At 71.0% G+C, this 23,926-nt stretch carries 19 protein-coding genes and 4 pseudogenes; 8 read left to right on the forward strand and 15 right to left on the reverse strand.

Annotated elements, in window-relative coordinates; all coding sequences use genetic code 11:
* Nucleotides 1–669: 669 nt before the first annotated feature.
* A complete protein-coding gene (locus tag ACWCWD_RS01235) occupies nt 670–987 on the forward strand; it encodes a transposase (RefSeq protein ID WP_450769249.1) in 318 nt (105 codons plus the stop codon).
* A gap of 114 nt (nt 988–1,101) precedes the next feature.
* Here ACWCWD_RS01235 and ACWCWD_RS01240 read toward each other — a convergent pair whose 3' ends face one another.
* From ACWCWD_RS01240 to ACWCWD_RS01250, 3 genes are all read right to left on the reverse strand, one after another.
* Complete coding sequence (locus ACWCWD_RS01240; protein ID WP_450769251.1) at nt 1,102–1,692, reverse strand: TMEM175 family protein; 591 nt, start codon at nt 1,690–1,692, stop codon at nt 1,102–1,104.
* Complete coding sequence (locus tag ACWCWD_RS01245; protein WP_450769252.1) at nt 1,601–2,506, reverse strand: alpha/beta fold hydrolase; 906 nt, start codon at nt 2,504–2,506, stop codon at nt 1,601–1,603. Before ACWCWD_RS01245 ends, ACWCWD_RS01240 begins: the two co-directional genes overlap by 92 nt.
* A gap of 282 nt (nt 2,507–2,788) precedes the next feature.
* A complete protein-coding gene (locus ACWCWD_RS01250; protein WP_450769254.1) occupies nt 2,789–4,192 on the reverse strand; it encodes an FAD-dependent oxidoreductase in 1,404 nt (467 codons plus the stop codon).
* A 270-nt stretch (nt 4,193–4,462) separates the two neighbouring features.
* On the opposite strand from ACWCWD_RS01250, the gene ACWCWD_RS01255 reads away from it, so the two are divergent.
* Nucleotides 4,463–5,434, forward strand: a complete 972-nt coding sequence (locus ACWCWD_RS01255) for a helix-turn-helix domain-containing protein (RefSeq protein WP_450769255.1) — start codon at nt 4,463–4,465, stop codon at nt 5,432–5,434.
* An 878-nt stretch (nt 5,435–6,312) separates the two neighbouring features.
* Here ACWCWD_RS01255 and ACWCWD_RS01260 read toward each other — a convergent pair.
* Nucleotides 6,313–6,435 (reverse strand): annotated as a pseudogene (locus ACWCWD_RS01260) (3-hydroxyacyl-CoA dehydrogenase family protein); the annotation flags it as partial.
* A gap of 24 nt (nt 6,436–6,459) precedes the next feature.
* Complete coding sequence (locus ACWCWD_RS01265) at nt 6,460–6,705, reverse strand: helix-turn-helix domain-containing protein (protein ID WP_450769256.1); 246 nt, start codon at nt 6,703–6,705, stop codon at nt 6,460–6,462.
* A 479-nt stretch (nt 6,706–7,184) separates the two neighbouring features.
* Here ACWCWD_RS01265 and panD point away from each other — a divergent pair, with 479 nt between their 5' ends.
* Nucleotides 7,185–7,610 carry an aspartate 1-decarboxylase gene (panD, locus tag ACWCWD_RS01270; RefSeq protein ID WP_450769258.1) on the forward strand — a complete coding sequence of 142 codons (426 nt, stop codon included), beginning with the start codon at nt 7,185–7,187 and terminating at the stop codon, nt 7,608–7,610.
* A gap of 444 nt (nt 7,611–8,054) precedes the next feature.
* On the opposite strand, the gene ACWCWD_RS01275 is transcribed toward panD, so the two are convergent.
* The 8 genes and pseudogenes from ACWCWD_RS01275 to ACWCWD_RS01310 all read right to left on the reverse strand — a co-directional run bounded on the left by ACWCWD_RS01275 (nt 8,055) and on the right by ACWCWD_RS01310 (nt 17,708).
* On the reverse strand, nt 8,055–9,470 hold the full coding sequence (locus tag ACWCWD_RS01275; RefSeq protein WP_450769260.1) for a diaminopimelate decarboxylase: 1,416 nt from the start codon (nt 9,468–9,470) through the stop codon (nt 8,055–8,057).
* Between the two features lie 191 nt (nt 9,471–9,661).
* Complete coding sequence (locus ACWCWD_RS01280; protein WP_450769262.1) at nt 9,662–11,440, reverse strand: PucR family transcriptional regulator; 1,779 nt, start codon at nt 11,438–11,440, stop codon at nt 9,662–9,664.
* 179 nt (nt 11,441–11,619) lie between these two features.
* Nucleotides 11,620–13,025, reverse strand: a pseudogene (locus ACWCWD_RS01285) (tetratricopeptide repeat protein).
* Nucleotides 13,026–13,183: 158 nt separating this feature from the next.
* Complete coding sequence (locus ACWCWD_RS01290; protein ID WP_450769263.1) at nt 13,184–13,981, reverse strand: family 1 encapsulin nanocompartment shell protein; 798 nt, start codon at nt 13,979–13,981, stop codon at nt 13,184–13,186.
* Nucleotides 13,981–15,084 carry a Dyp-type peroxidase gene (locus ACWCWD_RS01295; RefSeq protein ID WP_450769265.1) on the reverse strand — a complete coding sequence of 368 codons (1,104 nt, stop codon included), beginning with the start codon at nt 15,082–15,084 and terminating at the stop codon, nt 13,981–13,983. Before ACWCWD_RS01295 ends, ACWCWD_RS01290 begins: the two co-directional genes overlap by 1 nt.
* Nucleotides 15,085–15,224: 140 nt before the next feature.
* Nucleotides 15,225–15,386, reverse strand: a pseudogene (locus ACWCWD_RS01300) (NADP-dependent phosphogluconate dehydrogenase); the annotation flags it as partial.
* Nucleotides 15,387–15,529: 143 nt separating this feature from the next.
* Nucleotides 15,530–16,984 (reverse strand): NADP-dependent phosphogluconate dehydrogenase, encoded by a 1,455-nt coding sequence (gene gndA / locus ACWCWD_RS01305; protein ID WP_450769266.1) that lies wholly within the window; start codon nt 16,982–16,984, stop codon nt 15,530–15,532.
* 151 nt (nt 16,985–17,135) lie between these two features.
* Nucleotides 17,136–17,708: a DUF5709 domain-containing protein gene (locus tag ACWCWD_RS01310; protein WP_450769267.1), complete on the reverse strand. Its 573-nt coding sequence runs from the start codon at nt 17,706–17,708 to the stop codon at nt 17,136–17,138.
* Nucleotides 17,709–18,109: 401 nt separating this feature from the next.
* Between ACWCWD_RS01310 and ACWCWD_RS01315 the strand changes: the two genes are divergently transcribed.
* Nucleotides 18,110–18,430: a hypothetical protein gene (locus ACWCWD_RS01315; RefSeq protein WP_450769269.1), complete on the forward strand. Its 321-nt coding sequence runs from the start codon at nt 18,110–18,112 to the stop codon at nt 18,428–18,430.
* Nucleotides 18,431–18,498: 68 nt separating this feature from the next.
* A pseudogene (locus ACWCWD_RS01320) lies at nt 18,499–18,726 on the forward strand (transposase); the annotation flags it as partial.
* A 124-nt stretch (nt 18,727–18,850) separates the two neighbouring features.
* On the opposite strand, the gene ACWCWD_RS01325 reads toward ACWCWD_RS01320, so the two are convergent.
* Nucleotides 18,851–19,303, reverse strand: coding sequence for a DUF5959 family protein (locus ACWCWD_RS01325; RefSeq protein WP_450769271.1), 453 nt, complete (start codon nt 19,301–19,303; stop codon nt 18,851–18,853).
* Between the two features lie 318 nt (nt 19,304–19,621).
* On the opposite strand from ACWCWD_RS01325, the gene ACWCWD_RS01330 reads away from it, so the two are divergent.
* Both ACWCWD_RS01330 and ACWCWD_RS01335 read left to right on the forward strand, forming a co-directional pair.
* Nucleotides 19,622–21,184 (forward strand): carboxylesterase/lipase family protein, encoded by a 1,563-nt coding sequence (locus tag ACWCWD_RS01330; RefSeq protein WP_450769273.1) that lies wholly within the window; start codon nt 19,622–19,624, stop codon nt 21,182–21,184.
* A gap of 96 nt (nt 21,185–21,280) precedes the next feature.
* Nucleotides 21,281–21,877 carry a DinB family protein gene (locus ACWCWD_RS01335; RefSeq protein WP_450769275.1) on the forward strand — a complete coding sequence of 199 codons (597 nt, stop codon included), beginning with the start codon at nt 21,281–21,283 and terminating at the stop codon, nt 21,875–21,877.
* Between the two features lie 321 nt (nt 21,878–22,198).
* Here the strand turns inward: ACWCWD_RS01335 and ACWCWD_RS01340 are convergent, their stop codons facing one another.
* A complete protein-coding gene (locus ACWCWD_RS01340; protein WP_450769277.1) occupies nt 22,199–23,077 on the reverse strand; it encodes a LysR family transcriptional regulator in 879 nt (292 codons plus the stop codon).
* Here ACWCWD_RS01340 and ACWCWD_RS01345 point away from each other — a divergent pair.
* The gene (locus ACWCWD_RS01345) at nt 23,051–23,767 is read left to right on the forward strand and encodes a GNAT family N-acetyltransferase (protein ID WP_450769279.1); all 717 of its coding nucleotides are present in this window, start codon (nt 23,051–23,053) and stop codon (nt 23,765–23,767) included. The two genes, ACWCWD_RS01340 and ACWCWD_RS01345, sit on opposite strands and share 27 nt — an antisense overlap.
* The last annotated feature ends 159 nt before the right edge of the window (nt 23,768–23,926 follow it).

Consider the following 23,926-nt stretch of genomic DNA (forward strand, 5'->3'; position numbering starts at 1 on the left):
CGTGCTGTCCAAGTCCACGAGCTGCAAGGTCAGCAGATCGCCCTCGAAGACGCGATAGCGCACCAGGTCGATCCGCTCGGGCAACTGCTGCACAGCCACCAGGTCGTGAGCGGAATAGCCGGCCGCGATGCAGACCATCCGCGGACGGCGCCAGTCGACGGACTCGGCCACCTCCGCGCCCAACACCTTCCGCACGAGGGCCTCGAACTCAATCCGCGCCGACTTCAGCCAGGACAAGTAGAAGAGCGCCTGCGACACCACACCGCTGTCCGAGCCCCTCTTGTACTCGATCACCACGGGAGTGTTGTTCTCGTCCAGCCCCAGCGTGTCGATCCGCCCCCGGTGCCACGGACCAGTCGGGTACTCCGACGCCAGGAACCGGATCCCGAGCATCGACTCCATCCCCGCCTCGACCCGCCGCTGTAGCTCCACCTCCAGCGCAACCGTCGAACCGGGCAACTCGATGTCACGCCCATCAGCGTCCCGCCGGAACACCATCAGCTCGGCCACCAGTACGTCCCCCTCCCATGATCCCTGCACGAGAACCAATCGCTCGGACGACCCAGGTATTCCGGACCCGAGGAGCCGAACGCAGGCCACGAGGACTGGCGGACTCAGGTCGTCGCGCTGATCGACGCGGGCGTCGAGGAGGCGACGGCACGCAGGCGCGTGAAGGTCCCGATTCCGACGAAGCCGACGGTCTACAAGCGGTTCATGGCGGAGCGCGGGGATGACCGCTACGGCATTGAGGGCGTCGCACCGTGGTGGCGCGAGGTGGGCAGCCGCGTCTACCAGTCCGCTTTCCTCGACGTGGACGCGGCGTGGAAGAACTGGCTGGACTCCTTCAAGGGCAAGCGGGCGGGATGCCGTGTCGGCTATCCCCGCTTCAAGAAGGGCGTTCGCGTTCCTGGGGATCGTGGGCGAGCATGTGGCGGCCGCCTCTGTCGGGGATTCTGGGCCGACCGCAGGCCCTGGTCGCCGGGCTGAACCGCCTCCGGCTCGCCCACGGCCGTGAACGTTGAACAGCCGGTCTGCGGTGGGGCCGGCCAGTGGGGTACTGCCCGGCCCCCTGCGTGCCCAGGGCAATGGTCGTTCCCGTGGTCAGCCCGCACCGCGCCGGCCCGTGAAGCGCACCCGACCCGGAAGGAGCAGGAGCAGAAGGCTCCAGTACTGCAGCGCCGGTACGGCGAGGGCGACGGCGAACGCGACGACCGTGGCGATGACGTTGACGCAGCTGTCGGTGTACAGGTACGCGGTCCTCCGGCGGGTCTCTTCCTCATCCCCCTCGACCATGTCCGGGTTGCCCTTGAGGATCTTCAGCATGGCCAGTCGGCACACCATGCCGACCAGGAGCACCGCGTAGTAGAACGACGCCACGACCCGGTCGCGGCCGCCGAAGGCGCCGATCATCTCCGTCGGGAGCGGGAGCAGCACGATCGACAGCAGCCATCCCATGTTCCACACCGTCAGGGAACGGGTGACCTCCTGGACCGTCGAGAACGCCCGGTGGTGCTCCCGCCAGATGTTCGCGATGACCGCGAAGCTGAGCAGAAAGCCCCAGAACTGGTCGAGATGACCGGTGATCACCTCGCCGGCGCGCTCATGGGCGGACGCGGCCTCGGGGACGAGGTCCACCAGCGGTAGAACCAGCAGGGTGATGGAGATCGCCGTCACCGCATCGGTGAACAGCACCAACCGCTCCCCCGAGACACCCCCCTTGATCCTGTCCGGCGCGGGAGCCGACGGCTCTTCGAGGCCGCCCCGTCCCGTTCCGGTTTCGTCGACGACGTCTCTGGCACTCACGTGTGTGCACCTCTCCTGGGTTTGCCCCGCACCTGCCGTCGCCGACGCGCGAGTGGTCGAGTGTTCGGATCATCAGTGGGTTGCGCAGGTTCGATCTCGGGGGAGCCCTTGCTACGAGCGTGTCCGCCGACAACTCGGCCGGTCGGACCTCTTCCGCCGTAAGTCGTGGGGTGCGAGGAGGTCGAGCAGGAGCCGGGCGAAGCGGTCGGGTTCGCGGAGGGGCAGTGCGTGGCAGGCGTCGGGAACGTGGACGGTACGGATGCCCGCCTGATCCCAGACCGTCCGGGCCGGCGGCTTCGTCGAAGATCTGGTCGCCGTCGGCGATGACGGCGGTGATACGCGCGCGGGTCTCCGCGCCGAGCGTCGAGAGGAAGGGCCGGAAGTCGATGACGTATCGCAGTACCGCGGCCACCGACTCGGCCGGTGTGGCCTCGGCGACGGCTGCGACGCGTTCGAGTGCGTCGGCGTCGATGGAGTCCGCCGTGAGCAGCTCCGGCTTGAGAACGGTGTCGGAACGACCGTGGCCGCGCAGATCGAACGCTATCAAGCGATAACGGTCGGCGAGTCCGGGAGCGGCCACCACCCCTTCCCACGCCTGGCACGAACTGCCGAGTCCATGGACAAAAACGATGGGGCGTCCGTCCGGCCGGCCTTTTTCGACGACATTGATGCGCACGCCGTCTTCGGTCGTCACGTAGGGCATTCAGGTCTCCATATATGGAACGAGTACGAGTGCGACGGCCTCGCGCGGTCGGACGTCTCGGAGCCGTCGACGGTACGGAGCACGGCCGGCCTCCGGCAGGGACACGGGCAGCGCGAGGCCAGGCCGGGATCTGTCCGGGCAGGGCGCCCGGGGGAGCCCAGGCCATGGAGGGCATCCGCAAGACCTGCGTCGACGGCGGCTACCGCGGGCATCCCACCGAGTCGTCGTGCGCCGCCCGTTACGACAGGTCGAGGCCGATGTACCGGTCGATCGTGGGGTCGGTCACCCGGCCGTTGCTTCTTCGGTGGCGGCTGCCGCCTTCTCCAGGATCGCCGGATCGAACAGCGTGCCGGGGTGACGCAGCATGTAGGACACGTTGTTGAAGGCTCCTGACACGTCCGCGTCGACGAGGGCAGCACGGACGATCTGTTCCATGGCGCGGCGCTGATGCCGCACTTCCTCGGGTACCTGGGTGCCGTTCTCGGCGTCGATGCGGGCGGCGTCTCCTCCCGCGGATACGGCCCAGGCGGCGTCGACGACGACCTGCTGAAGGCGGAAGAACTCGGTGGCCGCCTGGTCGAGGTCGGCGCCGCTGTCGAGGTAGGAGGCCAGGCAGGAGGCGTGCAGGGCGGCGGAACTCATGCCCTGGCCGTAGACCGGGTTGAACGACGCCACGGCGTCGCCCGTGCTGACCAGCCGCGCCGGGAGGCGGCCGGCCTCGGTGAAGTGGCGTCGCCTGCTTTCGGCCTGGTGGTATGTCACCACCTCGCGGGTGACGTTGTTGCTGGTGACGTCGCTGAAGATGGGGGGTAGCGCGGCGCACTGGGCGCGGAACTCGTCGATGGTCCTGCCGGGCCGGTGGTCTCCGTAGCCCATCAGCATGACGAGCCACTGTTGTCCTTCGATCGCGGTCGCCGCTGCGACGGACACTCCGCCCGACGGGTACCGGGGTGTGAACAGTTGCAGCACCGTCGCCGCGTCCAGGTCCGGGAGTTTCGCCGGGCGCTCGAAGAGGGCGGTCGCGTAGTTGACGGGGGTTTGCAGCCGTTCGAGCTGGGGCTGGTCGTAGCCGTCCTGCTCGAGCCAGTGCGAGAGCCTGCTGGAGCGTCCCATCGCGTCCACGACGAAGTCCGCCGCGAGGACCCCCTCCGCCCGCTCTGCCCGACCGCCTGTTCCGGTCTCGTCGTAGCGCACGCCGGTGACGGCGCCGTGGTCGTAGCGCAACCCGGTCGCCCGCGCCCGCAGGACCGAGACGTGGGGCAGGGCGGTGACCCGGTCCCGGACCAGGGTTTCCAGCAGGGGACGTCCGATGGCGAGGAATTGGTGGTCCACGCCGTCCGGGACCTGCGGGGTGTCGTCGTAGCCGACGAACTGCTGCTCGGGTCCGACGAGTGACGCGCCCCGGTCCTGTGCCTCCTGGGAGACGCCGGGAAGCCACCGTTCGATCCACAGGCGGCCGGCGGGCAGCAGCGTGTGCACCTGCTGGTCCTGCGGTACTCCGGGGCGCGACCCGGCCGTGGCCGCTGTGTCGTCGGGTTCGATGATGACGACGTTGCGTGCGCGGTCGGAGAGCACCCGTGCCGCGAGGAGTCCCGCGATGCTCCCGCCCATCACGCACGCCGTGTCGAACAGGACAGGTGCGTCGCGCGGCGGCTCGGCGCCGACGAGGCTTTCGAAAAGGGTCACCACGGATTCGGACACTGAGGACTCCAGTCGGAGAGTGGAACGGACCTGGACCGACGGATCAGCGCCCAGGCAGCTGGAAGCAGGACCCGGAGGTCCGGCGAGGCCCGCTCGTCCCGGGGGAAGGCGGGAAGCACTCGCTCATGCTCACCGGGCCCGAACGCCGGAGACCAGTACCGGTCGGCCAAGTACGTGGTACTTCCGTGCCACCCGAGGGCGCACGGTGTGCCCGGCCCGGGGGTGGTGGGCCGGGGAGGAGTAGCGTTGCTCCGGATGAGCACCGAAGTGAGCGTGTCCCCTTGGCGGGTCGGGGATCCCTCGACGCCCGTAGTCGACATCACCGTGCCGTACGCGAACGAGAACCGGGACCGCGTGCTGCTCGGGGAGTGGCGGCGGCAGGGCGGTGAGCGGGTGCCGGCGCCGCCCATGCGGCTGCCGCGGCACGGCGCAGGGACGTACCGCGCTCGCATCTGGAAGCAGAACCTGCTCGACTTGTTCCTCGAGGACCAGTACAGCGACGCGGTCGCGGGCGGCACCGGCGGCCCGGGCGGGCACCTGGAGGACCGGATCGTGACGAGCGTGACGCTCAGCGGTGAGTGGCGCTTCGCCACCGGGGGGCAGCGCGCCGCGGCGGCGGCCGGAATGGTGTGCGCGCGAAGGAACGAGGACCCGTGGGACTTCGAGATCGCCCGGGGCACCCGGGCGATCACCCTGGTCATTCCCGCGAGCGAGATCCGCTTCCCGTCGAACACGCGGGCGGTCACCGCGGAACAGGGCTCGCCCGCTGCGGCCCTTCTGCTCGCCCAGCTCCGTCTCTGGGCGGAACTGGCGGACGGACTCGGTGCCGCTGCCGCGGGTGCGGCCCGCAACGCGACTCTGGAGCTGTTCAGAGGGCTGATGAACGACCAGGTCATCGATGACGCGGAGTTCGCACCGGCGCTCCTCAGGGCGGCGATGGACCACATCGAGACCCGACTGCTCGCCGACCCCGACCTCAGTCCCCGGGGGATCGCGGCGGCCCTGAACGTCTCCGTCCGCACCCTTTACCGCGCGTTCGGTCAAGGGGGCACGTCGCCGGTCATGGGATATGTACGGGAACGCCGTCTCGAACGCGCCAGGGCGGAGCTGACCTCGACACGCCTGACGGTGTCCGAGATCGCCGCTCGCTGGCACTTCGCCGACAGCAGCCATTTCGTCAAGGCGTACAAGAAACGATTCGCCGAGACTCCCAGCGCATGGCGGTAGGACTTTCCAGTTGAGAGGTGTGGTGGTCCCTTGCTTCCGGTGGGCGGGTCGTCGTCCGCCTGGCGCAGGTCTGGCATCACGAGGCCGGTGCCGGGTGGCCACCGTCGGCAACGATCATGTTCACGCGGACAGTGGCTTTCGCGCAGCGAAAGCGGACGTCGAGGAAGTGATGTCAGGGAGCCGGGCGGTCCGGGCCGCAGGTCGTTGAAGACTTGGCTCACGCAGCGACGTACAAGTCGGAGGTTCGCGTGGAGCGGGGCAGCCCGAGCGTGTACTGCCTGTGACGCAGTCTTCTCAGCGGGGCCTTCTGGCGGTCCGAGAGCGTATGGACCGGTGGACAGACGCCTTTGGACGGGGCGGCGCAGGGCGGCACAGCTCAACCTGGTGCACCTGTCCTGATCAGGTAAAACGTAACGGCCTGGCACCACGGCACCGGGCAATTCGATCGCTCGCGGTCTTGTAATGCGTAGGTCGTTTGGTTCGATGCAGCAGGGGATTCCTGGGAAACCCCAAGTCACGCATCCTGTACCTGGGCTCCTTTGGCGGCTTGCTCCGGGCCGATCAGCTTTAGGTTGCACCTGAACGATCTTCGCCGCAGGGCGTCTGGGCGACTTCCACCACGACCCGGAGTTCCGGCTCCGCACTGCGCTGGAGCTGCGATCCTCGGCCGCCCCGGAGGGCGACCGCCACTCCGGGGCGACCGAGGATCGCAACCTCAAGGTCTTCGACGATGCTGAGTTCATGGCCGCCGTGGCGGTCGCCCTCCGGGGCGGTTGAAGACCGCAACTTCATCGCGCACCAAGATCGGTACACGGCCAAGGGCATGGGGCAACGTGCTTCGGTGGGACCGGCGGCGTCACCACCGGGCCCACCGTCGGTCAGGCGTACGGGTAGAACCCCGCCCCCGTCTTCCGGCCGAGCCGCCCCGCGTCCACCATGAGCTGGAGCAGCGGGGGAGCGGCGTACAGGGGCTCCTTGTACTCCGCGTACAGCTGATCGGCTCTTTCGAGCTTGCATCAGTCTTGTTAGCGGACCTTCTGTTGCTCCAGCCATTTGAGAATCTCGGCCCTTTCGTACAGGACCTTGGCATTCCTACCTCGGCCGAGCTTGTAACCCTTCAAGCCCAGTTTCGACGCCTCCCTGTAGACCCAGCTCGTGGACATATCGAGCATCGTGGCGACTTCGGGAGTATCCATAAGGACAGGTTCTGCGAGCTGCACCCTGCGCGACGGGCTGATCTCGATGGGGCGATCGTTGGACTGCGGCTGCATGGGCAAGGCGGCTCCCTGAGGCCGGCAGGGCTGAGGACGGCATTCGGCAGACCCCAGCCCAGGCCGGATCGGAAGGTTCTGCACCCGCCCGGTGCCGCTACAAAGAGTGACCGGATGGGCGACGGTCATGTTCGCGGAAATCGTCGACTTTGCCGCGCCGCGATTTGCTGCTACTCGCCCCGCGTCGCCTTCGACCCCTCGAGGTGACGTAGGAGATGTGGGATCGCCGACAGGCCCTCGGGGCGGCGGTGACTGCGTTCGTCCAAGGGATGGCACTGCGAAGGCTTACGGGGAGGTCTCCGAGAGGTCGAAGCCCTCTGCTGTTCTCTGACGGTGCGTCAGCTAAGTCGGCAAGTGGTCAGCATGAGACCTGAAAAACTCTGGGACAGGTGCCCGGGCATGCGAATCGTTGTAGGCTGTGCAGACAGCACTTGACCTGCAAAAACGCAGGCAGGGAGCCTAAGTTCAGGAGTTCATCGATGATCCGCACCATGTTCAAATCCAAGATCCACCGTGCCACGGTGACCCAGGCCGACCTGCACTACGTGGGATCGGTCACGATCGACGCCGAGCTCATGGAAGCCGCCGATCTGCTCCCCGGTGAGCTGGTGCACATCGTCGACATCACCAACGGTGCCCGCCTGGAGACCTACGTCATCGAGGGCGAGCGGGGTTCCGGCGTGATCGGGATCAACGGTGCCGCCGCGCACCTCGTGCACCCCGGCGACCTGGTCATCCTGATCAGCTACGCGCAGGTCGAGGACGCGGAGGCGCGCACGCTCGTCCCCAGCGTGGTGCACGTCGACGCGGAGAACCGGATCGTCGCGCTGGGGAACGACGCCTCCGCGCCGGTACCCGGCACCCCCACCGAGCGCAGCCCGCACGCGGTCCCGTCGGCCCGCTGACGCCGACGGGGCCTCGGCGGCGGTACGGCGGGACCCCGGCCGGGTGCGGTCCGGGCGTGCGAGGTGTGGTCCCGGCGGGCGCGGGCAGCCGCAGCGGGAGACGGTGGGGATGAGCCCCACTCGTACCGTTCGCACCATGGGAGGGTCGCGATGACCCAGCCGTACCCCGATCCCGTCCATCCGTCGCCCGTGCCGAGCCCGCCTCCGGTGCCCGGGCCGCCGACACCGGTGCCCACCCCGCCTCCGGTGCCGCCGGGCCCCGGGCCCGTACCGCCCGGTCCGGCTCCGGACCCGATTCCGCAGCCTCCGGCGCCGGGCCCCGACCCGGTACCGGATCCCGAGCCGTCCCCGCAGCCCGCGGGCTGATCCCGGGCATCGGGCCCGTCCGGCGTGACATGCCGGACGGGCCCGCCCGGGTGCGGGGCGGCGCGGGCGCGCCCGCGGTCACTCGGAGGCGCTGCCCACCCCTCCGCGCACGCCGCTGTTCACCCCGCCGAGGCCCACCAGCGCGTCGGCGTGGCCGAGGCCGTTCTCCGCCGCGATCGATTCCAGCGTCTGGGCGTCGCGCACCGGCGCGAAACGCACCCCCTCGTACCCGTCGCCCCCATCCGTCGTGCCGAAGTCCGTAGTACGGAAGCCGTACACCGCCGGCCTCGGCAGGCTGTTGTACGCCCACGGCGCCGAGAAGTAGTAGGCGCCCGTGTCGTAGAGCACCACGAAGTCACCCTCGCGCAGCTCGGGGAGTTCCTGGGCGTACGCGACCACGTCGCCGGCGAAGCAGCAGGGACCCGCGATGTCCTGCGCGAGCAGAGGCCCCTCCTTGGGCAGGCCGTCCGGTCCGAAGGCGCCCACCCGCAGGGGCCATGCCCCGGGCATCAGGACGGTACGGGTCGCGGTCTGCGCGCCCGCGTGGGTCAGGGCGATGCGCCGCCCGCCCGCGTCCTTGGTGTACTCGACCAGCGCCCCGATGAACCCGTTCTTCGCCAGCAGCGACCGGCCGAACTCCGTCACCAGCGCGTACCGCCCGTCGAACAGGTCCGGTACGGCCGTGCGCAGCGCGGTCACGTAGTCGCCGTGAGTGGGCCGTACCTCGTCGTCGGCGAAGTTCACCGGCAGCCCGCCGCCGATGTCCAGGCTGGTGATCCTGCGCTCGCCGAGGTGGGCGTTGATCTCCTCGGCCAGTCGGTACGTCTCCGCGACACCGGCCGCGAGCAGGTCCAGCGGACAGCCCTGGGAGCCCACGTGGGAGTGCAGCCGGGTCAGCCAGGGGTGTTCGGCGAAGGCGCGCACCACGGCCGCGCGGGCCCCGGGGTCCCGCAGCGCGACGCCGAATTTCGACGTGGCGGTGGCCGTGCTCATGGCGCTGATCGCACCGCTTCCGACCTGCGGGTTCACCCGCAGTCCGATGACCGATGCGGAGGTGGAGGAGCGCAGCGTGCCGATACGGCGCAGTTCGTCGAGGCTGTCGGCGTTGACCGCGATCCCGAGCGCCAGCGCCAGCCGGATCTCCTCGCGGGTCTTGGCGGGGGAGTCCAGCACGATCGTCGAGGGCGCGAAACCGGCGTCCATGGCCAGCCGGAGCTCACCGGGGCTCGCCACCTCGCACCCCATTCCGTACGAGGCGAGCAGGCGCAGCACCGGAACGAGCGGGGACGCCTTCGCCGCGAAGGTGTGCAGGACCTGCGGGGCGCCGGCGAACGCCTCCCGCAGGGCGTCGACCGAGTTCCGTACCCCTTCGGGGTCGATGAATCCGACGACGGGCTGGGACTTTCCGAGCAGGCCGTCGGCGATCGCGCGGCGCACGACATGGGCGAACTTCGGGGTTGCCGGCGTGCCGGAGGCGGAAAACGTCTGGGTCATACGGCGACGATCGCCGATCGGCGGGCCCCGGTCTTTGTCGGCGGGGCCAAGCCTGGAGCTGAAACCCGTTCTGCCGGGCAAACACCGGGCAAATGGCCCCAGAAGGTGTGAACGCGAACTGATGGGTGCGGACAGGTGTACCTGTGCAGAGGCCCGACGCGTCCGAAGCGTCCGAAGCGCGTCGGGCCGTCTCAGAAGCCGGCGGCGAGGCGGACCGCGACCGTCAGCAGGAGCCGGGTGTCCGGGTCGTCCACGTCCACCCCGTGCCGGTCCCTGACCCGCCGCAACCGGTAGCGAAGGGTGTTGGGATGCAGGCGGAGGCGCCGCGAGGCCGCCGGGACGTCACCCGCCGCGTCCAGGTAGGCGGCGAGGGACCGGACCAGCTCGCCGCCGGCCGCGAGATCGGCGCGCACCAGGTCGTGCACCGGACCTCCGCCCGCCTCCCACAGCGGCCGGACCGCGTCGAGCATGCGCCGCACGTCGACCACCGGCCCGAGTCCCGGGGCGCCGGCCCACCGCACTGCTGCCCGGTCCTCGTTCCGGCCCGAATCGCGTGTGGCGAGCCTCTCGCGCAGCACCCGGACGACGAGGGTCGCCTCCTCGCACGAGGCCGGGACGCCGAGGACGGAATCCACCACGGCCCCCGCACCCACGAGCACCGGCATCCCGCCGGGCAGCGAGGAGGCGAGGGCCGCCAGTTCCCGGGCGAGCCCCAGGGCCTCCCGGTCCTTCCCCGAGCCGACGGGCAGCAGGGTGAGCAGGTGGTCCCGCTCCCGGAGAACCCGCACGTCGGGGCGGTACGAGGCGGCATGCAGAGCCAGTACGTCGAGGGTCCGGTCCAGCGGGGGAGTCACCGGATCCGCGGCCGATTCGGCGGCCACCGCCACCACCGCGCACGGCGTGCCGGGCGCGAGCCCGAGCGACCAGGCATGGGTCCTGAGGTCCCCCTCGCCCCGCAGCAGCCCGCGCAGGGCGTGGTCGCGCCGCCGCTCCTCGCCGCTCTCCCGCAGCCGGTGGCGTACGAGGTGGGGCGCGGCCGTGGTGGCGGCGGAGAGCAGCGCGCGGGCCGCATCCGGCAGCAGGGGGCTGCCGTCCGCCGCCACCCAGATCGAGCCGAGCATTTCGGGGCCGCTGCGCACCGCGACGACCAGGCGTTCGGGGCTGTCTCCTTCGGCGGGGCGGTGGATCACCTCGCGCGAGGTCCAGAGCGTGCGCAGCAGGCCGCTGCGGCGCATCTCGGCCACCCGCCATGCGGGTACCCGGCCGCCGAGGACGGTGGAGCGGCGGACCCCGTCCGCCTCGGGCCGGGTCGCGGAGTGGGCCAGCACCCGGAACCGGGTGTCCTCGATGGTGATCGCCCCGCCGGTGGCAGCCGCGATCACCGCGGCGAGCGCGCTCAGTCCACCGGGCGGGAGGCCGTCGGCCCACGGTTCCCGAGCGGCGCCGTCCACGGCCCCGAAGGCGAGGGCCGAGCGCAGCAGCGTCGCCGTGTCCGTCCAGTCGGCCCATGCGGCGCGGGCCAGAACGGCGATCCCCTGCTCCCGCGCGGCCTCCAGGACCTCCGGTGCGGGCCCGGTGTCCCCACCGTCGCGCAGCACCACCGCGCACGCTCCCTGCCGCGCTGCCCGGCGCACCGCGGTCACGGCGTCCGGAGCGGAGGCATCGGCACCCACGGCGAGGAGCAGCAGCCCTCGGGCGGACCCGGGTGTGCCGTGCTCGGCGAACGCGGTGCCCCGGACGGAAACGTCCTGCCCGGCCGGGGCCAGCAGCAGCCGGAGCGTGCCGCTGTCGTCGAAGGCCAGGACGTCCCGCAGAGTGACGTCCTGCAGAGTGACGTCCCGCGGAGTGATGTCCGGCAGGGTGGCGTCCGGCATTCTGACGTCACCCAGGGTGGCGTCCGGCAGCGTGACGTCCTGGCGCGCGACACCGGGCGGGGGCGGTTCGGGTGAGGGGGCCGGGCCACGGGTCATGGCACCGAGGATAGGAGGCGGGTCCGGCCCGCCCGGACGGCGTCGCCCGCCCCGCGGAAGGAGCCCGTCACGCCCGCCTCACGCGCCGCCGTCCCGCTCGCCCGTGGCCCCGCCCGCCGTGGCCCCGCCGTCCGTCGCCCTCCGTCGCCCCGCCCGGCGGGAGGAGCCCCGCCGGGCTCCTACTGCCCGGCACCTCCCAGGATCGGGCGCGGGCTCACCGGCGCGGGACCCAGGGTGGTGGAGCCGGGCGCCGCCCGAGGCCGGTCCGGTACGCGTCCAGCGCGGCCTCCGTGCGCCCCGCCCGGCGCAGCAGGTCGCCGAGGAGCCGGCAGATGTCCGCCAGGTCACCCGCCGCCCCGGCGCGCTCCAGCAGGGCCAGCGCCTTGACGTAGTGCTCCTCGGCGGTGTCGGTCTCCCCGTCCTCCTCGTGGATCAGCCCGAGGAGCCGGTGCGCCCCGGCCGCGTGCACCGCGCCCCGGTCCGGCTGGAGCTCGCCCAGCAGCCGGTGCAGCAGGTCCTCGGCCTGACGCGCCTTGCCCTGGCGGCGCAGGACGTCCGCGAGCTCCACCTCGACCTGGGCCGTGTAGAGGGCCGCCCGCTTGGATGCCAGCATGTCCCGGGCGGCACGCAGCTCGCTCTCGGCGCCGGAGAGGTCGCCGCCCTGGGCCCGTACGTAGCCGCGCATCCAGTGGCAGTGCGCCATCTCCGTACGGATCTGGAGCTGCTGGTAGATCTCGGCCGCCCGGGCCAGTGAGGCGTCGGCCTCGGCGGTGCGCCCGGCCGCGATGAGGGACCTGGCCACCCCGCGGTGCATACCCGCCACCAGTTCCGGATCGTCGACCCGGGGGGCCAGCGCGAGCGCCAGCTCGCCCGCCTGCGCGGCCCGTGCGTGGGCGCCCATGTCCATGTACGGCGCGATCGACGCCGTGTACAGCAGTAGGAGCGCGCCGGGGTCCGGGAGGCCGGAGGAGTTCAGCTCCTCGATGGTGCTTTCCAACAGGTAGCAGGCGTACCGGAGTTCGCCCGCCAGCAGGTGCGCGACGGCCCGGCCCCGGACTGCCCGCGCCCGCTGGGAGAGCGGGGCGTCCGCGAGCAGGTGCTCGGCCGCCTCGAAGTGCCGCCGGGCAGTGGGGAGATCGCCGGTCTCCAGGGCGCATTCGCCGAGCCCCAGGGCCGCCGACGCACTCTCCTGGTCGAGCCCGAGCCGGTCGGCCTCGGCGAGCAGCTCGGTGAAGTCGGCCACCGCGTCGTCGGCGGCGCCGGTCGCCAGGGTGCGCTGGGCTTCGACCAGACGCAGCCGCAACTCGGTTGCGAGGTGGGCGGGGCGCCCGGTGGCGATCTCCTCGTAACTCACGCCGAGCCGCTCGGCGAGGTGCCGGACGGCCGCCTCGGAGGGCCGGACCCGGCCGGCCTCCAGCGTGGATATGTAGGCGGGCGTGTACGAGGGTTCGGCGAGCTCGCGCTGGGTGAGACCGCGCTCCGCGCGCAGCCGGTGGACGCGCCGGCCGATCGTTGTGGGGTCGTCCACCGGTCCGCGTTCCGTCCGACGCCCGGTCGGGCTCTTCTCCGCCACGTGGCCCCTCATTTCGCCTCGGTACACACCCCGACCGCGACAGGTACGGGAGATGAGTATCGACCAGATCGTCCCGGGGCGGGGGCGAGGGGTGCGTCCTCGGGGCAATTGCCCGATGAAGGCGGTTGTGTCGCCGCGTACGGAGGCGGCGCGGCGGCTGCCGGGAGGGATCAGGCGATGAGCGGGACCACGGCTTCCGGGGTCAGCAGCCGGAAGGTGAAGGCCTGCTGGAAGTAGAGGTGCACGTCGGTGGCGTCGTGGCTCTGGTAGCCGATGGACAGATCCTGGCCGAGCCGTAGTTCGAAGTCCCCGCCCCGGGTGGACAGCAGCACCCCGCCCTTGATCGCGGGCGCCCACAGGATGGGGTCGTCCAGCTGGCGGCCGATGTGGGTGGCCACCGGGTAGCCGTGGTCGGAGGTCTCGGTCGCCTCGGTGAAGGCGTCGGCGCCGAGCAGCAGCCGGTACGGGCCGTCGACACCGGCGAGCCGCAGCCGGGTCAGCGCCTGGCTGACGGCCGCGGGGTAGTCGCGCGCGTCGGCGGGCAGCGGCAGCGGATCGTGCGAGGAGCCGTCGCGCAGGCCGGTGATCCCGGCCGCCGGGTACCCGTCGATGATCGCCATGTCCTCGGCGAACGCGCAGGTGCGAGCGGCGTCCTTGACGGGCTGCCAGTCGCTGTCGTCGGAACCGCGCTCCACGTCGTCCACGGCCTGCCGGGTCACGGTGAAGGGCACCCGCCACTCGATCACCGGCATCGACGTACGGGCCCGCGCCAGCACGTCCGGAGTGGGCGGGTCGATGGGCCGCAGGTGGCCGTCGCCGACCGCCGCCAGGGCGGGGCCCTCCGGGTCCGTGACGTCGACGACCCTGCGGCCCGCGACATGGCGGCTGAACGTCCGCCGCGCCTCCTCCTCGATCTGCTGCCAGGCGGCTTCGGTGACGGGGGCGAGTTCTCGGTGCAGATTGTTCATCACTGGGCGCTTTCTTGCAGGCTGCCGATGCGCAGCGAACCGTCGTCGGGGAGCGCGGGGTGGCCGGGGAGGTCGGGGTCGTCCGGGAGGGCGGGGCCGGCGGGGAGGAGCGGAGGGGCGGCCGTCTCCGGCAGCGGCCGGATGCCCGCGGTGGCGGGGGGCGGGGGAGGGGCGTCGAGGAAGCCGGCGGCGGGGGCGTGGAAGAGCGTGCCGGTGACCGCCGTGGAGAAGTCCAGGATGCGGTCGTGGGTACCGGGCGGGTCGCCGAGGAACATGTTGCGGAGCATCCGCTCCGTGACGCCGGGGTCGGCCGCGTACCCGATGAAGTACGTACCGAACTCGCCCCGTCCGAAGCTGCCGAACGGCATGTTGGCGCGGAGGATGTCCCGTTCGGTGCCGTCCGGATCGGTGATGGTGTTGAGCGCGACGTGCGAGTCGGCGGGCTGGACGCCCTCGGGAAGTTCGACGTCGTCCGCCTTGGTGCGGCCGATGACCCGCTCCTGCTCCTCGGTGCTCAGCGCCTTCCAGGCGGTCAGATCGTGCAGGTACTTCTGCACGAGGACGTAGCTGCCCCCGGCGAACGCGGGGTCCTCGTCGCCCACCAGCGCCGCGGCCCGGGCGTCGTCGCCCACCGGGTTCTCCGTACCGTCGACGAATCCCAGCAGGTCACGGTGGTCGAGATAGCGGAACCCCTGCGTCTCGTCCACGATCCGGACCGCCCCGCCGAGACGGCCGAGCAGCTGTGCGGCCCACTCGTGGCAGACGTCCGCCCGCTCGGCCCTGATGTGCAGCAGCAGGTCGCCGGGGGTGGCCGGAGCGGTATGGCGCGGTCCGCGCAGCTCCTGGAACGGGTGCAGCAGCGCCGGACGCCCGCCGCCGAAGAGCCGGTCCCAGGCGTGGGAGCCGAAACCCAGCACGCAGGAGAGTCCGGCGTCCGGGAAGCGGAAGCCCAGGGACCGGGCGATCGAGGCCACCTCCGGCAGCACGGAGCGCACGGCTTCCTCGCCGCCCGGCTCGATCGTGCCGACGAGGATCAGCGCCGCCTCGGTGAGCGGAGCCACCACCGGCTGGACAGTGACGGGGTCCGGAACGGCATCGGGCATCGGGCGCACTCTCCAGTGGCAGCGACGGGGCAGCGGGGGCGGGAGCAGGGACTACTGCCACTCACCCACAGGCGCGGTCCGGCCGCACCCGGGCGCGGCCCGTCCGGGCGGGGCCTCGACCGGGCGTCCTGCCGGGCCGTTCAGCCCGCGTCGACCTCCGAACGGTCGCCGCCCCACAGCGTGTGGAACGCCCCCTCCCGGTCGGTACGCCGGTAGGTGTGCGCCCCGAATCAGTCCCGCTGGCCCTGGGTCAGCGCGGCCGGCAGCCGCTCGGCGCGCAGCCCGCCGTAGTACGAGAGGGCCCCCTCTTACGGTCCTCCGGAGCTCCGCTTCTACGTCCTGGCGCGGACTGGAGCGTGGCCTCGCTCATCTCTGCTGATCTCTTCTGCTTCCCGATCGCCTCTGGGGCGATTCCGCTCCGGTGTCGGCTGTCGCGGGTGGTCGGTCAGCTTTCGACTTCGGTCTTGTCGCTGCCCCAGAGGGTGTGGAAGGTGCCGTCCCGGTCGGTGCGGTGGTAGGTGTGTGCGCCGAAGTAGTCGCGCTGACCCTGGGTGAGGGCAGCGGGGAGGCGTTCGGCGCGCAGGGAATCGTAGTAGGCGAGGGTGGCGGCGAAGGCGGGGGTGGGGACGCCCTGGGTGACGGCAGTGGCGATCACGTGGCGCCAGTCGTCCTGGGCGCCGGCGATCTCCTCGGCGAAGCTCTTGTCGGAGAGGAGGCTCGGCATCCGGGGCTGGGCCTCGTAGGCGCTGGTGATCCTGTCGAGAAACGCGGCACGGATAATGCATCCGCCGCGCCAGATCGAGGCGACCCTGCCCAGGTCGATGTCCCAGTCGTACTGCTCGCTGCCGACCGAGATCTCGTGGAAGCCCTGCGTGTAGGAGACGATCTTCGATGCGTACAGGGCCTGCTCGACCTGGTCGGCGAAGGCTGCTGCCTGGCCCTCACCCAGCTTGCGGGCGGTCGGACCCGCGAGGGTACGTGAGGCGTCCCGGAGACCGGCGTGGCCGGAGACGGAGCGTGCGAAGACGGCCTCGGCGATGCCTGAGACGGGAACGCCCAGGTCGAGGGCGATCTGCACGGTCCAGCGGCCGGTTCCCTTCTGCTCCGCCTGGTCGAGCACGACATCCACGAAGGGCTTGCCGGTCGCCGCATCGACGTGCGAGAGCACCTCAGCGGTGATCTCGATGAGGTAGGAGTCCAGGCGCCCGGTGTTCCAGGCGCGGAAGATGTCCGCGATTTGCGCGGGGGAGTACCCGGCCACGGCGCGGAGCAGGTGGTACGCCTCGGCGATGAGCTGCATGTCCGCATACTCGATGCCGTTGTGCACCATTTTGACATAGTGGCCTGCGCCGTCCGGGCCGATGTGGGTGACGCACGGGGCCCCGTCGCCGGCCTTCGCGGAGATCTTTTCGAGCATCGGGCCGAGGCTGTCGTACGACTCGGGTGAGCCACCTGGCATGATGCTGGGCCCGTTGAGGGCGCCCTCTTCGCCGCCGGAGACGCCGGTGCCCACGAAGTGGATGCCGTGCTCGCGCAGCTCCTTCTCGCGGCGGCGGGTATCGGCGAAGTGTGCGTTGCCGCCGTCGACGATCATGTCGCCGGGCTCGAGGAGCGGGGTGAACTCCGCGATCACGGCGTCGGTCGGGTCGCCGGCCTTCACCATGATGACCAGCCTGCGTGGGCGTTCCAGCGCGGAGACGAATTCCTCGGCGGACTCGGTGGCGACGAAGTTGCCCTCGCTCCCGAACTCCTCGACCAGTGCGCGGGTCTTGGCGTTCGTCCGGTTGTGCAGCGCGACGGTGTACCCGTTGCGCGCGAAGTTCCGGGCGAGGTTGCGGCCCATTACCGCGAGTCCTGTCACGCCGATCTGAGCGGTGCCGGTCGGGGTGATGCCGGTCATGGGGGTGCTCCTGGCTGTCTCGGGGGTGGTTGTCGACAAGCGGTGTCGCCGGTGGGGCGGCGGCGCGGTGCCGCGCGGGCCGGTATGCATCGGGATGTCCGGCCGGTCCACCTGCCCGCGGAGTCCGGCCGCCCACCTGCCCGCAGAGGGATCAACGGGCGCGGGCGGGGTCGTCCTCGGAGGTGGCAGGGCCGGTGGCGGCGTCCGATTCGACGCCGACGGCGTCCGGACCGGGGCCGGGCGAGGTGGCCGGGTGGTCCCACTCGGGGAGCCATGGCTCCTCGTCCGGGACGACGTGCATGGCCGCCTCCTCGGCGGAGGCCGCGGCCCCGTCGACACCGACGTCGTTCGCGGTGAGGGTGGCCGGTACGGTCCCGTCCGCCTGCTGGGTGAGCCTGCCGGCACGCTCCGTACCCACTTCGTCGTCCCACGGCTCACCCTCGCCGTCGGACAGGTCGCCGGTTCCGTCGCCGTCGCTCGTGGCCACCTCCGGCAGCTCGCGGGAGAGTCTGCTGTCGAGCGATTCCCCGTCGTGCTGCTCGGACGCGGTGGTTCCCACGTCCTCCACGGCCCACGGTCGCTCCGGCGGCGAGTATCCCTCGTCCAGGGCGTCGCCGAGGTCGGAGTCCACGAGGGTGTCCTCGATGTCCAGCTGTTCGTCGGGGTCGGACGCCTGCTCCGGCTGGGGCTGATAGACGTCGTCCCCCCGGTCGGTGTCGCTCATTGCGTGTCCTCTCGCCGATGGCGGAGCCGTACCGTCCCCTGCCGCAATTGCACTCCGGTCGCGCGCCCGCCGCAAAGGGAAGATCTCCGCAGGCGCCGGGGTGGCGGCGCCCCGGAAGCGCGTATGCCCTGATCGCGGCGGCCGAAGCGCCCCGCGTACCCCTCGGCGAAGGCTCTGTGGGGCCCGACTGGGCCCGACGGTGCCTAGCGGGGGCCACACACCCTCCGAGCCGTTCCCGCCACTCGGGACGCTCCGGCCTTCTGGAACCCCCAACGAAATGATCTTCGAGGTGATGGGATTGTTCCGGGACCGACGATCCCGGATGCGTTCGAGCGCTTCAGTCGTCGGCTGAGACGTGCAGCCGGCCGCTCGTGTACTCAGTGCTGTGAAAGGCTGAGTCCATGCCCCACCACCTGCGGTTCTTCTTCGAGTACGGCGTCGACACTCCGTTGTGGCCAGGCCCGTCGAACATGCCCGACCTTGACAGTCCCTACGGGTATCCCTGCGTCCCGGAGAACCTGCCCATCACTCCGGACACCAGCAACACGCTGACGAGGCTCGCCGAGCTGTACCAGTCCGGGCTTGACTGGAATCACCCGATGGGCCCCTCGCCGTGGACTCGTGAGCAGCGGGAATCATTCCGGTGTGAGTCCGATGCAGCTCTGGAGGTGTTGCGCCGCGAGCTGGGTGACGGCTGGACGGTTGAGGACCAACGAAGCTGAGTTACGCCTGTGGCCGAGAAGTCGGCTTGGCCGGTCGACTGAACTGCTCAGTCACACGGGGGTGTGAGGTGGCTCGGCCGAAGCCGCGGGAAGTCGATGACGAGTTGTGGGCGGTGATCGAGCCGCTGCTGCCCAAGGCTGAGCGCCGGACCCTGCACCCCGGACATGAACGGCATCCGGACCGACCCGTTTTCCAGGGCATCCTGTTCGTCCCGCACACCGCGATCGCCTGGGAACACCTGCCGCAGGAACTGGGCTTCGGCTCCGGCCTGGGAATTCGACGCCGGGTCGTCGAGCGCGCCTTCGCCCAGCTCCACCGGTTCCGCCGCCTTCGGAACCGACGGAGGTCCGCGACGGCATCCACGAAGCCTTCCTGATTCTCGGATGCGCACGTATCTGCCGGCGACGGCTGTCGGAACCTCAGTGCCGCCACTCATGGACACCCCATGAGGATTCGAGGACCTCGCTCGGCCATTCCTGTCGTACCTGCGCGAGCAGCCTCCGCTGTTCGTCGATCCAGCCCTCTTCGAGGCACAACGGGATGAACACGGAAACGCACGAACTGCCGAGGTCCTCCACGCGGACCGCGACCGTCTCATGCTCTTCGTGGTGAGGGTGGATTCTGATCTCAGGACTGTGATCGGCGTCCCTCCAGCAGATGTCCTGACCAGCTGAGAGCCGGTCCAGAGCGCGACCCCAGCTCTCCAGATCGGAGGGCCGCAGGGCCATGGCCAGCCGGCCGCTCACGAATCCGCTCGTGACGAGGACCTCCGCGTCCAGCAGGTCGTGGAGGTGCAGCACGCCCGGCGACCTGCGCCCCAACACGCGCACGCTGAAGCTGTTGTCGCCGTCCGAGAGGCCGATCAGTTCCACCGTGCACCCTCGTCCTTGCCCGCCCAGCCCTGTCAGGGCTCATAGTGCTGAAACGGATCTCGAGGCACAACCAGGTTGCCTGACGTCATTCTGTCAGGGGGTCTTGGGGGGCGGAGGGCGCTCCTCGGAGCGTGCCCGTCACCCCGGTCCACAGCGAGTCGGGAAGGGTGCGGTGGAGGGCCGTGGAGATCTGCCGCGCCCATTCACATCGCAGCCGCGTCAATCGCCCCAACTCCGGTGTTGGCGCCCGCCCCGCTCCCGTCGGCACGATGGGGCCCCGGCCCGGTGGGCGGCCGGGCGACGACAGGGGGAGTACCGGTGGACGTGTTCACGACGAGGTTCGGCGCGGTGCGCGGGCGGCCGGCCGGGCGGGTGCCCCACGTCACTGCCGTGCTCGGCATCCCGTACGCGGCGCCACCGTTCGGACCCCGACGGTTCCGGGAGCCCCGGCAGGTGACCGAATGGACCGGCGTCCGCCCCTGCCTCGCCTTCGGTCCGGTCGCCCCGCAGTCCGCCGAACTCCCCGGCGCGCCCGGCTGGAAGCCCGGGGACGAGGACATCCTGACGGTCAATGTCTGGACGCCGGGAGGGCCCGGCGACGCGCTGCACGTGCTGGTCTGGATCCACGGAGGCGCCTTCGCCTTCGGCTCCTCCGCCCAGCCCGACTTCGACGGCGCCGCCCTCGCCGGGCTCGGCCTGGTGGTCGTGAGTTGCAACTACCGCCTGGGCTTCGAAGGGTTCGGCCATGTCCCGGCCGGTGCCCCTGCCGTACCGGGCGGGGACGGGGACGTCTGCCCGGACAACCGGGGGCTGCTCGACCAGATCGCCGCGCTGGAATGGGTACGCGACAACATCGCCGCCTTCGGGGGCGCCGCCGACCGGGTCACCGTGGCCGGCCAGTCCGCCGGTGCCACCTCGGTCGCGTGCCTCATGGCCATGGACCGGGCGCGGGGGCTGTTCCGGCGCGCGATACTGCACTCCGCCGTCAACTCCTGCGCCACGGCCGAATCGGCCGCCCGCACCACCCGGGAGGTCGCCGAGGCGGCCGGAATCCCCGCCACCCGGGAGGCGCTGCTCGCAGCCTCCCCGCAGGCGCTGGTCACCGCGTCCGACGCCGTGGTCGATGCGTGCCGCCGGAACCCCGCGACCGGCCGGCGCCACCACGATCCGGCCATCTACGGACCGGTCGTCGACGGCACCCTGCTGCCCGCCGAGCCCCTGACCGCCGCGTCCGAGGGCCTCGCGGCGGACGGCGTCGAAATCCTCGTGTGCCGCACCACGGAGGAGTACACCCTCTTTGAAGCGGTCGGCAGCAGTGCGGACATCGGTACGGAGGCCCGACTCGCCGTCTTCGCACGGGACTTCGGGCTTCCCGACGCCCTGGTCCAGGGGTACCGGGACCGGGCGGCGGGGGAATCCGTCCGTGCGACGTACCTGGCCATCCAGGGGGACCTGCTCTTCGCCGAGTACGGCGACCGGTTCGCGGAGGCCCACGCGAAGGCGGGCGGTACGGCCTTCCTCGCACACTTCGACCGCAGGTCCGGCGGGTCCCCGGCCCGGCCGGTGCGTGCCTGGCACTGCGCCGACGTTCCGTTCGCCTTCGGCACGCTCGACGACGAGAACGTCTACTTCCTCGTCGGTGGGCCGCCGGGCGACGCCGACCGTGAGCTCTCCGCGCGGATGATGCGGTCGTGGGCCGAGTTCGCCGGGTGCGGCGATCCGGGGTGGGCGAGGCTCGGGCCGGGCGGCGACCCGGACGTGCACCACTGGCGTACACGTGAGGAGCCGGGCGGACAGGGGCCTTCCCCCGAACGGGACTCGTACGCAAGGGGGTTGCGTGCGCTCTGGCGCGAGGCGGGACTGCCGCTCCTGACTCCTTGACCGGCTCGCCGCCGGGCATGCCCGTGGGTCATGCGGTGGGGGAGGGCCGGGATAGTTGCTCGACGGGTTGTCGGCGCGGGGTGCGAGACTGCCCGGATGAGTCGGTCACAGCCCAAGGACGATCTGCGGTCCTACCTCCAAGAAGCACGCGACACCCTTCTGCTGAAGCTGGAGGGGCTCTCGGACTACGACGTCCGTCGCCCCCTGACGCCTACCGGCACCAACCTGCTGGGCCTGGTCAAACACCTCTCGGGCGTCGAACTGGGCTATTTCGGGGAGACGTTCGACAGGCCCTCGGACGAGCCCTTCCCGTGGCTCGACGAGGGCGCCGAGGACAACGCCGACATGTGGGCGACCGAGGACGAGAGCCGCGAGGAGGTCGTCGCCCGCTATCGACGCGTGTGGCAGCACTCGGACGCCACCATCGCCGCGCTGCCCCTCGACGCGATCGGTGTCGTGCCGTGGTGGTCCGAGGCGAAACGCGAGGTGACGCTCCACAGGATCCTCGTGCACGTGACCACCGAGACACACCGGCACGCGGGCCACGCCGACATCGTCCGGGAGTTCATCGACGGAGAGGTCGGCTACCGGTCCCGGGGAGACAACTTGCCCGAGGGCGAAGCCACTTGGTGGAAGGGGTACGTGGACCGGCTGGAGCGGACCGCGAGGACGTTCCGCTCCGACCGGGGCTGAGCCGGGAGCGGCCGGCCGTACCCGGCCACTCGGACACGGAGTGCCCCGGCTGCCGCCGGTTCGGCCTTCCACGTACGGGGCGCGTCGCGCGATCCCGCACGGTGTGCGCTCGGGGGCCTCGACCCGCCGGCCCCCGGCCCGGGGTCGTGGACGTGTAAGGGTCCTTCGTTCGGATTCTGCCGGGCTCGCGTGCCCGGGTGCCGCACCTCGCCGCGTTGCCGTCGGCCGCCGATGCTCCGCGTCGACTCCCTCCTCCGTCTCGCGACGGACGGCACCCGACCCCGCTCGCCGGCCCGGCCCGATCCATGCGGAAGGCCCTGTCTACGCGTCCGCGACGAAAGCCCGTACGAGAGGGCGGCTGTCGCCGCGTCGGGTGGCCATGAAGATCCGGCTCATGAGGGGAGGGCCGACGAGTTCGAGACGCCGGGCGCCCGGCGGCAGCAGCGCCGTGACGCTCAACGGCGCGACGGTGACGCCGAGGCCGGCGGCGACGAGTGTGATGATGGTGTGCCAGTGCGAGCACTCCTGTGCGACCTGGACCTCCTTGACGCCGGCGTCCCGCAACGGCCGCGTGTTCAGGTCGAAGGCGAGGGCTCCCGCCGAACGTGGGAACAGGATCAGCGGGTCGGTGGCAAGGGCCGCCGCCTCCACGCGGTCGCCCCCTGCGGCCGGATGGCCGGCCGGAACGACGGCGACGAAACGTTCCGTGGCCAGCGGGCGGAGGTCGGTCTCCGCCGACTCCTCCGCGTCCCGGACGATACCGATGTCCGCGGTGCCCCGCTCCAGGGCGGTCAGGACGTCGGCGGTGAAGCCGTCACGCAGGCTGACCTGGACATCGGGGCGGCGGCAGGAGAACTCACGGAGCCGTTCGCTGACGATCGCGGTGGCGGAGGTGATGAAGGCGACGTCCAAGCGGCCGGCCTCACCGCGCCCGACGCGGCCGGCCTCGTCGAGGTCCGCCGCCAGACGGCCCAGGAGGTCCCTCGCCCGCGGCTGGAACGTGGATCCCGCGTCCGTGAGGCGGACGCTCCGAGAGGTCCGCCGGAACAGCTCGACGCCGACGATCCGCTCTAGCTGCTTGATCTGCTGGGACAGAGCCGGCTGGGCGATGTTCAGCCGCTGGGCAGCACGACCGAAATGGAGCTCCTCGGCCACGGCGAGGAAGTACCGCAGATGACGAAGCTCGAATCGCTGATCCATAGGGGCAGCTTATCGATCAAGGTCATTCCTTGTATTGGACGTATGGGTGGCCGGCGCCGGAGACTGACGAAGATCGGTCCGGAGATCGGTACCGGAGATCCGTACAGGAAGTCGTCCGTACCGGAGGCCCGGCGAAAGCCGGCTCCGGAAAGCCATGGAGAAGGGAAAACCCGCATCATGCCGCACACCTCTGCCCCGGTGGTGGTCTCCTCGATCGCCTCGCAGGAAGACGCCGAGGCCTTTCGCGCGTTGAACGAGGAGTGGATCTCCCGGGTGTTCACCCTCCAGGAGCGGGATCGGGTCGTCCTCGAAGACCCATTCGGCCGCATTGTCGAACCGGGTGGCGATGTTCTCCTGGCGCGTGAGCCGGACAGCGGTGCCGTTGTCGGGTGTGTCGCGCTTCTGGCCTATCCGGCCGCCGTGTTCGAGCTGGCCAAGATGGCTGTCGCCCCCGATGCGCAGGGCCGGGGCATCGGCCGCGGGCTCGTCGCCGCGTCGATCGACCGCGCCCGGACTCTCGGTGGCGTCCGGCTGTTCCTCGGCACGAACGGCAAGCTGGCTCCGGCCGTCCACCTCTACGAGGAAGCCGGGTTCGTCAGGATATCCCGCGACCGTCTTCCGGTCGCCGACTACTACGCCCGCGCCGACATCCTCATGGAGCTGAGCGGAATCGAGGCGGCTGTCGTCTGACGACATGCAGGGCTCGCTCTGCCCCGGAACGAGCATGTCCCATGTTTTGTAGGCCAGTTGAAGTGTCAGCCAATCACGTTCTTGGCATGGACCTGACCATTTTGCTGCGTTAGGGTCGTCGCGTGCCGCGCTGAGAGCGCTCTCAATCGAGTACCCCGC

Source organism: Streptomyces sp. NPDC001493 (genome assembly GCF_053597235.1).

What these genes read in the sequence shown, in the direction of transcription:
- ACWCWD_RS01245 (WP_450769252.1), bottom strand. Translation starts at nt 2,506, where the DNA reads ATGCCCTACGTGACGACCGAAGACGGCGTGCGCATCAATGTCGTCGAA.
- ACWCWD_RS01255 (WP_450769255.1), top strand. Translation starts at nt 4,463, where the DNA reads ATGAGCACCGAAGTGAGCGTGTCCCCTTGGCGGGTCGGGGATCCCTCG.
- ACWCWD_RS01265 (WP_450769256.1), bottom strand. Translation starts at nt 6,705, where the DNA reads ATGCAGCCGCAGTCCAACGATCGCCCCATCGAGATCAGCCCGTCGCGC.
- panD (WP_450769258.1), top strand. Translation starts at nt 7,185, where the DNA reads ATGATCCGCACCATGTTCAAATCCAAGATCCACCGTGCCACGGTGACC.
- ACWCWD_RS01275 (WP_450769260.1), bottom strand. Translation starts at nt 9,470, where the DNA reads ATGACCCAGACGTTTTCCGCCTCCGGCACGCCGGCAACCCCGAAGTTC.
- ACWCWD_RS01280 (WP_450769262.1), bottom strand. Translation starts at nt 11,440, where the DNA reads ATGACCCGTGGCCCGGCCCCCTCACCCGAACCGCCCCCGCCCGGTGTC.
- ACWCWD_RS01290 (WP_450769263.1), bottom strand. Translation starts at nt 13,981, where the DNA reads ATGAACAATCTGCACCGAGAACTCGCCCCCGTCACCGAAGCCGCCTGG.
- ACWCWD_RS01295 (WP_450769265.1), bottom strand. Translation starts at nt 15,084, where the DNA reads ATGCCCGATGCCGTTCCGGACCCCGTCACTGTCCAGCCGGTGGTGGCT.
- gndA (WP_450769266.1), bottom strand. Translation starts at nt 16,984, where the DNA reads ATGACCGGCATCACCCCGACCGGCACCGCTCAGATCGGCGTGACAGGA.
- ACWCWD_RS01310 (WP_450769267.1), bottom strand. Translation starts at nt 17,708, where the DNA reads ATGAGCGACACCGACCGGGGGGACGACGTCTATCAGCCCCAGCCGGAG.
- ACWCWD_RS01315 (WP_450769269.1), top strand. Translation starts at nt 18,110, where the DNA reads ATGCCCCACCACCTGCGGTTCTTCTTCGAGTACGGCGTCGACACTCCG.
- ACWCWD_RS01335 (WP_450769275.1), top strand. Translation starts at nt 21,281, where the DNA reads ATGAGTCGGTCACAGCCCAAGGACGATCTGCGGTCCTACCTCCAAGAA.
- ACWCWD_RS01345 (WP_450769279.1), top strand. Translation starts at nt 23,051, where the DNA reads ATGACGAAGCTCGAATCGCTGATCCATAGGGGCAGCTTATCGATCAAG.
- ACWCWD_RS01340 (WP_450769277.1), bottom strand. Translation starts at nt 23,077, where the DNA reads ATGGATCAGCGATTCGAGCTTCGTCATCTGCGGTACTTCCTCGCCGTG.